Raw genomic sequence first — 13,172 nt, forward strand, 5'->3', positions numbered from 1 at the left:
GGATTTGTCATGTGTGCATTAGATAGGAGAAGTTTTATAAAAGGGGTGAGTTCGGGCATTCTGGCCGGTGCCTTGGCACCCGGTATGAATTTGATGGCGGCCACTCCGCCTGCCGAGAGACGCAAGTCGGTGTCTTTTTATCCGGTATTGAATTTTGACGTGATTGTCGTAGGTGCGGGGCCCGGTGGTATTCCGGCAGCGATTCGGGCCGCTCAGGCGGGAGCCAAGGTCGCTTTGGTCGAGGAAGACCTTGCAGTCGGTGGTGCTCCGGTAGATATGTATGTCACGACACTTTTCGGGCAACCGTCGGTCGGGATGTCCAAAGCTCTGGAGCAGGAGTTGCTTAGGGACCATGGCTTATATAATTATGAGTCGGGCACAAAACCTAAGGGTTGGCGTTTTTTTCTGCCTTCGGCATATGTGCGCTTGCTGAGCCGGAATATCCGAAAAGAAAAGAATATAACTTTGTTGAGCGGGACTCCCGTTATCGGGACGATGGTGGTAGGTAAGGGCAACCGCAATCGGGTAACGGGTGTCAGGATTTACCGTAACGGGCATATTCAGGAATTGTATGCTCCGGTAACGATAGATGCTACGGGTACGGGTGTGGTGGCTGCCATGTCGGGATGCATATGTATGTACGGTTCTGAGGCGATGAGCGATTTTGGCGAGCCGGTGGGATTGGAAAAGGCGAGCCGGGCAGTACAGCTGTGTACTCAAATGTTTATCAGTGAACGTATTCGTAAAGATGCCATATTTCCTGCCGGATTTAAAGGCAGTGCAGCGGAGGATGGTTATATCGGTGCTAACCGGTTGACAAAAGAGGAGCTGGAGAGACGGGCGACAGGTATCTTTTTCCATTGGGGGCAGTCTGTCGCTGTGGAGGATACGACCGACCCGGTACAGATAGCGGAAGCACAGAGAGATTGTCTTGAAAAATATGAAGAGCGTTTCGACCAATTGCATGAAGCTGGATTTGCCGTACATATCGCTCCCAAGCTGGGTGTGCGGGAATGCCGTAGGGTAAAAGGGGAGTATGTATTGACGGCAAATAATGTGTTGGAGGGTTCTATGCCTGATGACACGGTAGCTCATGCCCATTATTATATGGATTGTTGGGGCATGAAATTGCCTAAAAATATGAAGACGAAAATGTATGGTATCCCGTATCGGTCTTTGATTCCGTTGAATACCGAAGGGTTGTTGACTGCCGGACGTGTGATTAGCGGTACTCGCTTGGCACACAGCTCGTACCGGGTGCAGCGTATATGCAGTAATATCGGTGAGGCGGCAGGTACGGCAGCGGCTATGGCGGCATTGAATAAGACGGGAGTCCGTGATATCGACGTGAAGGCTTTGGTTGCTGACTTGGACAGTAAGGGATTGTTCGACGCATTGAAAAAGTAAAGGGTATGGCTATAAACAGACGTAATTTTATAAAAGGTATAGGGGCTGGGGTGGCGTGCAGTGTGTTGCCGTCGTCAATGGTGTTTGCTGAAAACCGGAAGCTGTTTTCGGGAGGCAGGCTCGTTTTTCCCCGATTGAGATATGATGTTATTGTGGTAGGGGCCGGCCCGGCAGGTATTCCTGCAGCTATTGCTGCTGCGCGGAGTGGTGCGCGGGTGGTGCTGATAGAGGAGGATATGGCTCCGGGCGGTGCTCCGGTAGATATGTTTGTTACCTTTATGTGTGGTGGCCCTCGGGTAGGATTGTTTCGGCGTCTGGTGCAGGACTTGAACCGTTCTTATCCGTTGGGAGGACGTCCGTCCGATACATTCGGCGAGGCGGGCGGTGATGGAAAGAATCATTGGTGGATGCCGTCTTCTTTTCAGCAGGCGTACCAGAGAATGATAGCTGAGCAGAAAAATATTACTCTGATGTGCGGTGCTCCTGTTGTGGATACTTTGGTGGAGGCTTCGGGAAGTCGTAACAGGGTAAAGGGTGTACGAGTTATGCGAAACGGGGTCTTTCAAGAAATAGAGGCTCCGGTAACGATAGATGCGACCGGCACAGGCTTGGTGGCTGCTACGGCGGGTTGCCAAGTCATGTATGGCAGTGAGGCGAAGAGTGACTTCGGTGAATCATATGGTCTTGAAGTGAGTGACGGGAAAGTGCAACCGTGTACTCAAATGTATATCAGCCAGAGGGTACGGAATGGTGCCCGCTTCCCCATAGACAGTTTCAAATCGGGTGTTTTGGAAAATGACCATCGTCGGTGGGCTCAGGAGCAGAACCGGGAAGAGTTTTATAGGAATAATACCGGTATTTTTCTACATTGGGGCGTAAGTGTGTTTTGTAAGGATACGACCGACCCGGTACAGGTGGCGGAGGCTCAGGCCAAAGCCCTTGCCGGTCAGTCGAAAATGATGCAAGACCTGCAGGATGCCGGATTTTGTGTACATTTGGCTCCGAAAATCGGAATCAGGGAATGTCGCCGGATAAAGGGTGAAACGGTAATTACGGTGGATGACCTCTTTAATGGGACGCAGCCTGATGACAAGGTTGCCGATGCACGTTATGCCATCGATGCCTGGGGGTGGAATATTCCGGAGGAGGTGAAACGTAAGGTGAAGCCTTACGGTATTCCTTACCGTGCTTTGGTCCCATTGGATACGGAAGGCCTGCTGACTGCCGGCCGTATTATCAGTGGTACACGGTTGGCTCACAGCTCTTACCGGGTGCAGCCGATATGTTCGAGTATAGGTGAGGCTGCGGGAACGGCAGCGGCAATGGCATCTTTGAATAAGACGAGTGTGCGAAATATAGATGTTCGTAAATTGCAGTCGGAGTTGGAGGGATACGGATTGTTTGATGCTTCTAAGTAATAATGTGTAAATATGAATATGATAAATAAGTTGAAAAGATTTTTTGGAGGGCTTCTGGTTTGCAGTAATGTGGCTGTCTTGTCGGCATCGGGGCCTTCTCCTGTCGATTATGTGAACCCTTTGATGGGTTCTCTGTCTACATTCGAGTTGTCTACCGGTAATACATATCCTGCAATTGCAATGCCTTGGGGCATGAATTTTTGGGTTCCTCAGACCGGAAAGATGGGCGACGGATGGGCTTATCGTTATGACCAGTACCGGATACGAGGGTTTAAGCAGACGCATCAACCGAGTCCGTGGATAAATGATTACGGGCAATTTTCCCTGATGCCGGTAATCGGGAATAGAATCAATGAGGATGAGCGGGCCAGTTGGTTTTCTCATAAGGCCGAGACCGTGACTCCTTATTATTACAGTGTATATTTGGCTGATTATGATATAACAACGGAGCTTGTCCCTACGGAGCGGGCAGCTTGTTTCCGGTTTACTTTTCCTGAATCGGACTCGGCCCGTATCGTTATCGATGCTTTTGACAAAGGTTCGTATATACGTATCGTCCCGGAGGAGAATAAAGTAATCGGTTATACGACGAAGAACAGCGGTGGGGTACCGGGTAATTTTAAGAATTATTTTGTCATTCAGTTTGACAAGAAACCTCATTTTTCTTCTGTCTGGAAAAACGGCAAGCTGGCTGCCGGTATGGAGATGGCTGCTGACCATGCAGGGGCGGTAGTGGGTTTTTTGACGAAGAGGGGAGAAACGGTGAATGCCGTTGTCGCATCATCGTTTATCAGCTTTGAACAGGCCGAGCGAAACTTGAAAGAATTGAATGGCCGTTCGCTGGAACAGTTGAAATCGGACGGACGGAAGCAGTGGAACGATATTTTGGGGCGTATCGACATAGAAGCTTCGGAAGAGCAGATGCGTACGTTTTATTCTTGTCTGTATCGGTCAGTTTTGTTTCCTCGGATGTTTTATGAAATAGATGCTAAGGGCAGACCGGTACATTACAGTCCGTATAACGGGCAGGTACTTCCCGGTTATCTCTATACTGATACGGGTTTTTGGGATACCTTCCGTTGCTTGTTCCCGTTGTTGAATTTGGTGTATCCGTCGGTAAATGCCCGGATACAGGAGGGATTGCTGAATGTGTATAAGGAGAGCGGGTTTATGCCCGAATGGGCGTCTCCGGGCCATCGGGACTGTATGGTCGGCAATAACTCGGCTTCGGTTATCTCGGATGCTATATTGAAGGGGGTCACTCCGAAAGCATTGTGGGCAGACTTGTATGAGGCAATGGTGAAGACGGCAAACAGTGTGCATCCTGAGTGTCCGGCTACGGGGCGACTGGGGTATGAGTATTACAATAAACTCGGTTATGTGCCATATAATGTGGGCATAAAGGAGAATGCCGCCCGTACTTTGGAATATGCTTATGATGACTGGTGTATATGGCAGGTGGCCAAGTTACTGAATCGTCCTCAGGAAGAGCAGGATTTGTACCGTAGCCGCAGCGAAAATTACAAGAACCTGTTTGATGCTACGCATAAACTGATGCGGGGAAAGAATGCTGACGGGAGTTTTCAGAGTCCATTCAATCCGTTTAAGTGGGGAGATGCTTTTACCGAGGGGAACAGTTGGCATTACTCGTGGTCGGTATTCCATGATGTGGAGGGCCTGATAGGTTTGATGAACGGGCCGAAAGTGTTTACCGGCATGTTGGATTCAGTCTTTTCATTGCCTCCGGTTTTTGATGACAGTTATTATGGTTTTGTCATTCATGAGATACGTGAGATGCAGATTATGAATATGGGCAATTACGCTCATGGCAACCAACCTATACAGCATATGATATATTTGTATGATTATGCCGGGGAGCCTTGGAAAACTCAATACTGGGTGCGTGAGACGATGAACCGTATGTATAAGCCTATTCCTGACGGGTATTGTGGTGATGAAGATAATGGGCAAACTTCGGCTTGGTACGTATTTTCGGCATTGGGATTCTATCCGGTGTGTCCGGGTTCGGGACAATATGTCGTAGGTGCACCGCTGGTACAAAGAGCTACGATAACTTTGGAAAACGGGAAGAAAATCGATATAGAAACGTCGAATAATGCGGCTGATAATTATTATATACAACGTCTTATCGTGAACGGAAAGAATTATGAGCATAATTATTTCCTGCATTCGGATTTGGTAAAAGGCCGGAAATTGCGTTTCGATATGGGTAGTAGCCCGAATAAGGCGAGGGGGACGCAGGGGACTGATTTCCCATATTCCATGTCCCGATAGGTTTGCTTTTTTGCAGGGATTGTAACATAAGCCGGCTAATGTGTAGTTAGCCGGCTTTTTTAATTTCAGAACGGAAGATTTGTTTTTCCTTACGAAAGGAAGATTGACAGAATTTACCGGATATTGAATTTATTTTTCACTTTTTGTGAGGAGGTTTGGATGTTGTAAATGATGGGTTGAATAATTCCGGAATAATTTTTTATTTCTGGATAATGCCGAAATGGATTAAGGCGTTTTGTATGCCGTTTTCATCTACTGTTCCCGTTATATAATCGGCTGCGGCTTTCACTGTTTCTGAGGCTCCGCCCATTGCTATTCCCGTACCGACAGCACGGAGCATGGGGATGTCGTTCCCTCCGTCCCCGAAGGCGATGGTTTGTGCCATCTCGAATCCGTAATAGGCGGCAAATTTATTGATACCGACAGCTTTATTGACTCCTGCTACGTTGACGTCTGTAAAGTACGGATTCCATCTGGAAACAGAGAGTCCGGGAAGCTGTGCCATGACTTCTTTCTCTGTCTCTTCGTCGCAATAGATGCATAACTGGCAGCAATTGTTTTCGATGAATTCTTTTTCGATGTCGGCTACAGGTGGAACGGGATGGTTGACCATTCTGGCCAATTCGATGACGGTAGGGTTGATTTCATTCACAAAGATACCTCTGTCGGTCTCGACTGCCAGAGGGAATCCATAACGCCGTGCAAGAGCCTGCACTTTATAGAAATCTTCTTTGGAGATTTGTTCCCGATATATGGATGTGCCGTCTCTTAATACACAATCGGAGCCGTTGAGGGCTATCACGGCATCGTAAGGTATGTCCTGAATTTCATGCAGGTCGGTAGATGCTCTTCCTGTCGCTATAATGACTTTGATGCCAGACTCGTGGACTTGCCATACTGCTTCGATGGCCGATTGCGGTACATGGTGGGTATCGAAGCTTACTAATGTCCCGTCGATATCGAAAAATATTGCTTTTGTATTCATTATCGGATATTTTTTATTTATAAAGTATTCTTATTTTTGATGTATTGGCAACCTGGATGCTCCTATCGCTACGAGTAGTCCGACACAGGCTACTGCTCCAAATGTGTAATGTAGTGAGATGGCGTGTGAGACATGTCCTATAACGGGGGGACCGATGAGGAAACCCAGATATCCGACAGAAGATACGGTTGCTACTGCCAGGCCGGAGTCCATCTTATCGGAGTGCCCTGCCATGCTGTAACATATCGGTACTGTGGAGGATATGCCAAAGCCTACAAAAAAGAAACCGATGGTGGCAAATATCAGGTCGGGAAGTACAACTGCCAGCATCATACCGAAAAAGATGAGCAATCCGCTGGCACAGATGACTCTCTTTGCACCGAAGCGTGTCACGAACCAGTCGGCCAGAAAGCGTCCTGTGGTCATGGTGCACATACAGACAACGTATCCTAATTGTACCAGCTTTTCCGGAGCAGAAACGACTTGCATGAAGTAGACTCCGCTCCAATCGTACATACAGCCTTCGCACACCATAGCAGCCCAAGCCATTATTCCGAGCCCAATGACATAAGGGTCGAATTTTTTGTAAAAAGGATTCTGTACCCTGTTACTCTCTGCTGTTGCATGGTGTGGAGCTTTTCGGTCATTTCTCACCAGCTGACAACGTATGAAATTCATCAGCAGGATGGAACTAATAAAAATAAAGATAAAATGAGGAAGGGGTGGAATGTCCATGCCGACAAATCCCATGCTGATGAGTCCGCCCAAGAATCCTCCCAAACTCCACAGTCCATGAAAGGAGGCCATAATGGTCTTTCCGTACAGGTTTTCTGCATTTACTCCTTGTGTGTTGGAGGCGGTGTTGTACAGGTTGGTACTCATACCGAAAAAAAAGAGTCCTCCCATCAGCAGGTACGGATTGTCGGCAATACCCAAGGGGATTAGGAAAAAGGGATAAAGTACGGAGGCCAGTATAAGCATTTTCCGGCTTCCGTAGCGGCTGACGAGCCATGCCGAAAGTACCATAGCAGCTACTTGTCCCACGGGAATGGCGAACAGGACGTTTCCCAGCTCTGCATCGTTCAGGTGCAGGGCTTTTTTAATGTCCGGTATGCGATTGGCCCATGTAGCAAAAACGATGCCTTGTACGAAAAAGAACAGGCTTACCGCTATGCGGAATTGTTTGAGGGCTTGATTCCTTGTGAGCATAATTGTATTTTTAGTTTAAATTAACACTTTGTTGGCTTCTTATTGCATAGAATGCTCTTTTGCTGTTGATGCGGTTTTCTCTAAGTTTTTTTCTTTTGAGTATATTGTGTTCCTTAAATCCGAATAAAACCGCATTAATTGCCTAAAAACCGCATGTTTATTAGGCTATTTTTATCAAATATACATATATTTGCGGAAATATATACCTTTAAATGCGGGGTTATGCTGAAAGAAGAAAGGCATCGATATATTATCGAACGGATAGGCCGGGACAATCGCGTCTATGTGACCGGATTGAGTGAGGAACTGAATGTGTCGGACGATACGTTGCGCAGAGATCTTGTGGAACTGGAAAGGCTGGGCCTGCTGACCAAAGTGCATGGAGGTGCTGTGCTTAAATCGAATATATCTTTACAGTTTACAGAAAGACTGAATACGGCTACGCTTATCAAGCAACAGATGGCGGCAAAACTGGTATTGTTGTTTGAAGAGGGGGATGTGATTTTGATAGATGGCGGGACTTCTAATCTTGAAGTAGCACGGCGGTTGCCTGCAGACAAGCATTTCACCGTCTATACTAATTGTTTGCCTATAGCGAGTGAATTGTCTGTGCGTCCTAATATTGAATTGGTAATGTTGGGTGGAGAGGTATTTGCTCCTTCTCAGGTGACGGTCGGTATTTCTGTTTTCCGCATGTTGCAATCGGTCTATCCCGACTGGGTGGTTGTCGGAATAAGTGACCTTCATCCTCAAAAGGGACTGACGACTTCTGACCGGGAGGAGGCGATAATCAAACGCAGCATGATAAAGCAGGGCGGTAGGTGTGCGGTACTTGCCGGGAGCGAAAAACTGGGTACTGCACGCAGTTATCATGTGGCTTCACTTGCGGAAATAGACTATATCGTTACGGAGGATAGCAAGGTGGATTATATCAGGGAACATTGGCCGAAGGGCACGTATAAAGTACTTTGAGCCGGAGAGTGGGATGTTGCCTTTCTCCATAGTATCAAGATGTCTTGTCTTAAGTTGTGTATTTCACCGTCGCATACCGGTTCTGCTCTTGATAGGAGAGGCTTGTTTGCTCGTTTTTTTATCTGGAAATGAGTATTTATAGTGTGGGTTTTTCTTCCGGGAAAGAATAGGGAGTATTTTTATGTTCGAGCATGGTTACTGAGGAAAGAACAGTTGCTATATAATTGATATGTTGGGCAGAGATACAAGGGTTCTGCCCGCAATGCCAAGCTCTCCCGATGTCGGGAGAGGGGGGTGTTATTTTTGCCATATATCCCAGGCGGCAAAGGCTTGTAGCAGGAGCATTTCGAGCCCGTTTTTTACGGTAGCTCCTCTTTCTTTGGCTTTTTTCATGAAAAGGGTTTCGTCCGGGTTGTATAATAAATCGTAGATTAAATGGTCTTCGGTAAGGTATGTGTAGGGGATATCGGGACATTCGTCTACATGAGGATACATACCTACCGGAGTGGTATTTACTATGACTTTGTATTTATCTATTATTTCGGGTGTGAGGTCTTTGTATGTGAGGACTCCTTCTTTGGGAGTACGTGATACCAGAGTCGGGGTAATGTCCAAGGATTCGAGTCCGTGCCATACGGCTTTGGATGCCCCGCCCGTACCTAATATGAGTGCATATTTGTGTTGCCGGGTCAAAAGGGGTTTTATGGAATCGGTAAAACCGATGATGTCGGAATTGTATCCTTTGAGTATCAGTTTTCCTTTGTTTTGGATAAACTTGATTACGTTGACGGCTCCAATGAGTCTGGCTGTCTCGTCCATCTCATTGAGATAGGGTATGACGGCTTCTTTGTAGGGAATGGTGACATTGAGCCCTCTCAGGCGCGTTTCTTCAGCGATAATTTCTTTGAGTAAGGATATATCGGAGATTTCGAAGTTGATATATTCGGCACTAATCTTTTCGGATTCGAATTTTTCATTGAAAAAGGTTTTTGAAAAAGAATGTATGAGTGGATATCCAATCAATCCGTAAATCTGTTCTACTTCCATGTTGTTTCGTATTATATTCTTTCTTGTATTTTGTTTATTTCCCTTTGTATTTCGATAGTTTCAGTATCGTTTGGCTATCGGTGTCGTTATCATTGAGCAATTGGGATAGGGAAATATGTCTGTTTTCGTCCATGTAGGCAGAGACGATGCGCCAGCCTACCCACCTGCCGGCTCTTCCCGGAGCTTCCTGTATGAGGGTTGAGGTAAATGGGGCAGGGTTGATGTATTTGCTTTTGGTGATGGTGTTTGTCGAATAGAGGTCTTGTTGCGTGAGTATCCGGTCCCAAATAACGGGTTCGTTCTGGGTTAGCCATTCGGCTTGTTGCGGAGTGTATCCTAATATTTGTTCTACCGGAGTATCGGGAAGGAGTTGCTGAGCGGCATATAGTATCTTGCCTTCATATATCATATTGTCGAGCAGTGTTTCTACCGGGGCATGGTGATGGGGAAACTCGCTGTATAGCCATACTTGCGCCAACCCCGGGATGATGTATTCGGGAGATTTGGTTGCGAGCTGGTATTCGTAGAATGTATTTGTGTATGGCGGATAATCTTTTCCCAAAAAGTTGTCTAATGCGATAGATATGATGCTGTCGGTGACGATATAAGATTGATTGAACCCTGAGACATGAGTGTAGATGTGGGGCAGAGATTTGTCGGGAAATGCTTGTACAATCTGTTTTGACAGTGTGCCTAGTTCTTTTTCTATGGGTTTTGTATCGGCAAATTTTGTTTCGGTATCGGCATATATCTGCCGTATGTTTTGGTTTGACAGGAATCTTTTCAGTCCGGATACGGGATAGGATGAGTCTGCCGGGGACAGATTCAGGACTCCTTGGCAATATATGTCTAAGAATCCGGAATATTTTTTTAGGAAAGCTTCTTGTAAGGCTGTGTCTGATTGGGTTTCGAAAGCATCTGTCAGTTCTTTGTCGAAGCGTATGATGTCTACCGGTTTTATTGAGCCGGAGCCGTTGTGCCGACAGCCGATACAGAATAAAATCAGAAATAAAAGGAGGTATGTTGAGCAGCTTTTAATGTTCATAGCTTTCCCCTTTTTGGTGATGGGATTTTTGTAAGTAAAATCCAGAATTACAAAAATAAGAATATTTTCGTAATAATGGTATTATATGTATCATTTAATAATGTCGGTCATTTTTTATTTTCCGGTAGAGGTGTCGAAAAGGTTTTGTTTTTTTACTTTTTAACAGTTTGAGGTTTCTTGAAAATCATGTATATTTTGTTTGGGGTAAGATGTAGAATGGGTTTTGATACAGTTATGTATTGTTTATGATTTTATGTATCACACCATTTTTCCACAATTTTAAACACTTTGGGGATAAGTTTTTTGCTATATTTGGTTACCTTTGTAGCTTTAAACATAATGGTTGTATAGCTTTAGACTATATTTAAGTGGAATGCTCCGCATAGGATAGAAAGCGATATATTATATTCTATTTTGAAGATAATGAGAGATATAGCTAATAAATATGCATTTGTTATTATTCTGATAATAGTTTCTTTATTTTCGTTTGGCCTTCAGGCTAAAGATAATAAGTTTGTGCTTGTTATCGATGCCGGTCATGGAGGTAAAGACCCGGGGGCTATCGGGGCTCGTATCAAGGAGAAGAATATAAATCTGGGTATCGCCTTGAAATTGGGGGCTTTGATACAGGCCAATCATCCGGATGTCAAAGTTGTATATACTCGTAAGAAGGATGTCTTTGTGGAGTTACAGGAGAGGGCGGCTATAGCCAATCGGGTAAAGGCTGATTTGTTTATTTCAATCCACACGAATTCTGCCGGGAGCAAATCGGCTTATGGGACTGAGACTTACACTTTAGGTCTGGCGCGTACGGAGGAGAATCTCCGGGTTGCCAAAAGGGAGAATTCAGTGATTTTGCTTGAAGATGATTTTTCTACTCGTTATGAAGGTTTTGACCCCCGTTCTACAGAATCGTATATCATGTTTGAATTTTTGCAGGATAAGCATATGGAGCAGAGTATAAATTTTGCTTCGTTGATACAAACTCAGTTTAAGCGTTCGGCCGGGCGTATCGACAGAGGAGTAAGACAGGCCGGTTTTCTGGTGTTGCGTAATACGGGAATGCCGAGTGTCCTGATTGAGGTCGGGTATATTTCGAATGCTGCGGAGGAGAGATTTCTGGGTTCGGAAGACGGCCAGCGGAAAATGGCAAAGTCTATATTCAATGCGTTTTGCAATTATAAGTCAGACTTTGATCGTAAAATGGGGCGTGCTGTCGTAACGCGGAATATCTTACCGGGAGGAAAGGGAACATCCAAGGTTATAGCTAAGGCTGATAAGCCGAGTATACAGGATGTGCAAGTGGAATCGGCAGCTCCTGAACAGAAAATAGAAAATGTTGTTTCTAGTGATGAGGGGCAATTGGTTTATAAGATACAATTTATGACATCTCCTTCAAAATATGGAGCGAATTCTTCTTATTATAAGGGCTTGCATCCTGTTTCATGTTATAAAGAGGGAGGTTTATATAAATATACGTATGGAGAAAGCACGTCGAAAGCTGAGATTCAGAAGAAGTTGCCCGGTGTAAGAAAACTGTTTAAGGATGCTTTTATTGTGACGTTTAGGAATGGAAAGAAAGTAAAATAAACAGCAAGGCGAGAGCAGAGGCTCAGACTTATTTGAAGACTATGCCGAGCCACCGCGTTTATTGAAATGAAATTAAAATAGAAAGAGAACAAAATATGAAGAAGATATTTTCTAAAGAAGTAGTGATAGGCCTCTCTGTAATAGTGAGTGTGGTAATATTAGTGATGGTAATCAATTTCCTGAAGGGTATAAATCTGATGAAGCCGGCTAATTATTATTATGTAGAATATAAGAATGTCAATGGTCTTACGGTTTCTACTCCGGTTCTTATCGATGGATTTAAAGTAGGACTGGTGCGGTCGATAGAGTATAATTATGATAAGCCGGGGAGTGTGACAGTAGAGATAAGTCTGGATAATAAACTAAAGGTCCCTACCGGAAGCAAGGCTCTATTGAAGGTGGACTTTCTGGGGACAGCTACAATCGATTTGCAGTTGAACAAATATGTGAGCACTCACCATACGGCAGGAGATGTAATTATCGGGGAGAATGCTCCGGATATGCTGGGTAATATACAGAGTGAAATGTTGCCTCAAATAACGTCTATGTTGCCAAAACTCGATAGCATACTGACCGGTGTACAGGCATTGGTAAGCGACCCGGCTCTCCGGTCTTCATTACAGCGTATCGACCATATTACTGCTAATCTTGAAACTTCTACCGAGCATCTGAACCGCTTATTGGGACAAGATATGCCGGTTATTGTAAGGAATGTGACGGAGGTGACGAACCATGTAGATACATTTACAGGGAAACTTAACCGGCTGGAGTTGGAGAAAACTTTGGCATCGGTAGATTCTACTGTGACGAACTTACAGGAAGTGTCGGCCAAGCTGAAAAATCCGAATAGCACTTTGGGATTGTTATTGAACGACGGTGCATTATATGATGGGCTGGTGAATACGGTGGGAAGTGCAGATTCTCTCTTGATAGATTTGCGAGAAAATCCGAAACGTTATGTGCATTTCTCACTCTTCGGGAGGAAAAAATAATAAAATTTATTATTTAGATTGGTTCTAAATAGTAATATTTTTGGAACATATATTGTAAAATCTTTGTAAGTGGCTATATTCAGGCTGAAAGGAAATGGATATGTCTGTTTCCGTAAATGAAGGGGAATTTTAGGTGTCTCTGTAATTTGTTGGTATACAGTAGACTTTTAGATTGAAAGTATAGCTATAAAAGCCGTGAAGAAATAAAAAAT

At 45.0% G+C, this 13,172-nt stretch carries 10 protein-coding genes; 6 read left to right on the top strand and 4 right to left on the bottom strand.

The features are described 5' to 3' along the window. The first annotated feature begins 9 nt into the window (after positions 1-9). Genes BN2628_RS16005 through BN2628_RS16015 form a run of 3 tightly spaced genes read left to right on the top strand, consistent with a single transcriptional unit; the run spans position 10 to position 5,120 of the window. Complete coding sequence (locus BN2628_RS16005) at positions 10-1,407, top strand: FAD-dependent oxidoreductase (RefSeq protein WP_055100008.1); 1,398 nt, start codon at positions 10-12, stop codon at positions 1,405-1,407. A gap of 5 nt (positions 1,408-1,412) precedes the next feature. Next, positions 1,413-2,825: an FAD-dependent oxidoreductase gene (locus tag BN2628_RS16010; RefSeq protein ID WP_055100010.1), complete on the top strand. Its 1,413-nt coding sequence runs from the start codon at positions 1,413-1,415 to the stop codon at positions 2,823-2,825. Positions 2,826-2,837: 12 nt separating this feature from the next. Then, on the top strand, positions 2,838-5,120 hold the full coding sequence (locus BN2628_RS16015; RefSeq protein ID WP_257606522.1) for a GH92 family glycosyl hydrolase: 2,283 nt from the start codon (positions 2,838-2,840) through the stop codon (positions 5,118-5,120). 199 nt (positions 5,121-5,319) lie between these two features. On the opposite strand, the gene BN2628_RS16020 is transcribed toward BN2628_RS16015, so the two are convergent. Both BN2628_RS16020 and BN2628_RS16025 read right to left on the bottom strand, forming a co-directional pair. Beyond that, complete coding sequence (locus BN2628_RS16020) at positions 5,320-6,105, bottom strand: Cof-type HAD-IIB family hydrolase (protein ID WP_055100015.1); 786 nt, start codon at positions 6,103-6,105, stop codon at positions 5,320-5,322. A 30-nt stretch (positions 6,106-6,135) separates the two neighbouring features. Beyond that, positions 6,136-7,314, bottom strand: a complete 1,179-nt coding sequence (locus BN2628_RS16025; RefSeq protein ID WP_055100021.1) for an MFS transporter — start codon at positions 7,312-7,314, stop codon at positions 6,136-6,138. 222 nt (positions 7,315-7,536) lie between these two features. On the opposite strand from BN2628_RS16025, the gene BN2628_RS16030 reads away from it, so the two are divergent. Further along, positions 7,537-8,286 (top strand): DeoR/GlpR family DNA-binding transcription regulator, encoded by a 750-nt coding sequence (locus BN2628_RS16030; protein ID WP_021931748.1) that lies wholly within the window; start codon positions 7,537-7,539, stop codon positions 8,284-8,286. A 297-nt stretch (positions 8,287-8,583) separates the two neighbouring features. Here the strand turns inward: BN2628_RS16030 and BN2628_RS16035 are convergent, their stop codons facing one another. Then, entirely contained in the window at positions 8,584-9,333 is a 750-nt protein-coding gene (locus tag BN2628_RS16035) for a shikimate dehydrogenase family protein (protein ID WP_021931749.1), read from the bottom strand. A 34-nt stretch (positions 9,334-9,367) separates the two neighbouring features. After that, complete coding sequence (locus tag BN2628_RS17680; protein ID WP_055100025.1) at positions 9,368-10,378, bottom strand: gliding motility lipoprotein GldB; 1,011 nt, start codon at positions 10,376-10,378, stop codon at positions 9,368-9,370. A 423-nt stretch (positions 10,379-10,801) separates the two neighbouring features. Here BN2628_RS17680 and BN2628_RS16045 point away from each other — a divergent pair, with 423 nt between their 5' ends. Next, a complete protein-coding gene (locus BN2628_RS16045) occupies positions 10,802-11,968 on the top strand; it encodes an N-acetylmuramoyl-L-alanine amidase family protein (RefSeq protein WP_021931752.1) in 1,167 nt (388 codons plus the stop codon). Between the two features lie 95 nt (positions 11,969-12,063). Next, positions 12,064-12,960 carry an MlaD family protein gene (locus BN2628_RS16050; RefSeq protein ID WP_055100029.1) on the top strand — a complete coding sequence of 299 codons (897 nt, stop codon included), beginning with the start codon at positions 12,064-12,066 and terminating at the stop codon, positions 12,958-12,960. Positions 12,961-13,172 lie beyond the last annotated feature (212 nt).

Source organism: Gabonia massiliensis, assembly GCF_001403595.1.
GTDB classification, from domain to species: domain Bacteria; phylum Bacteroidota; class Bacteroidia; order Bacteroidales; family Coprobacteraceae; genus Coprobacter; species Coprobacter secundus.

What these genes read in the sequence shown, in the direction of transcription:
- BN2628_RS16020 (WP_055100015.1), bottom strand. Translation starts at nt 6,105, where the DNA reads ATGAATACAAAAGCAATATTTTTCGATATCGACGGGACATTAGTAAGC.
- BN2628_RS16035 (WP_021931749.1), bottom strand. Translation starts at nt 9,333, where the DNA reads ATGGAAGTAGAACAGATTTACGGATTGATTGGATATCCACTCATACAT.
- BN2628_RS16015 (WP_257606522.1), top strand. Translation starts at nt 2,838, where the DNA reads ATGAATATGATAAATAAGTTGAAAAGATTTTTTGGAGGGCTTCTGGTT.
- BN2628_RS17680 (WP_055100025.1), bottom strand. Translation starts at nt 10,378, where the DNA reads ATGAACATTAAAAGCTGCTCAACATACCTCCTTTTATTTCTGATTTTA.
- BN2628_RS16005 (WP_055100008.1), top strand. Translation starts at nt 10, where the DNA reads ATGTGTGCATTAGATAGGAGAAGTTTTATAAAAGGGGTGAGTTCGGGC.
- BN2628_RS16010 (WP_055100010.1), top strand. Translation starts at nt 1,413, where the DNA reads ATGGCTATAAACAGACGTAATTTTATAAAAGGTATAGGGGCTGGGGTG.
- BN2628_RS16045 (WP_021931752.1), top strand. Translation starts at nt 10,802, where the DNA reads ATGAGAGATATAGCTAATAAATATGCATTTGTTATTATTCTGATAATA.
- BN2628_RS16050 (WP_055100029.1), top strand. Translation starts at nt 12,064, where the DNA reads ATGAAGAAGATATTTTCTAAAGAAGTAGTGATAGGCCTCTCTGTAATA.
- BN2628_RS16025 (WP_055100021.1), bottom strand. Translation starts at nt 7,314, where the DNA reads ATGCTCACAAGGAATCAAGCCCTCAAACAATTCCGCATAGCGGTAAGC.
- BN2628_RS16030 (WP_021931748.1), top strand. Translation starts at nt 7,537, where the DNA reads ATGCTGAAAGAAGAAAGGCATCGATATATTATCGAACGGATAGGCCGG.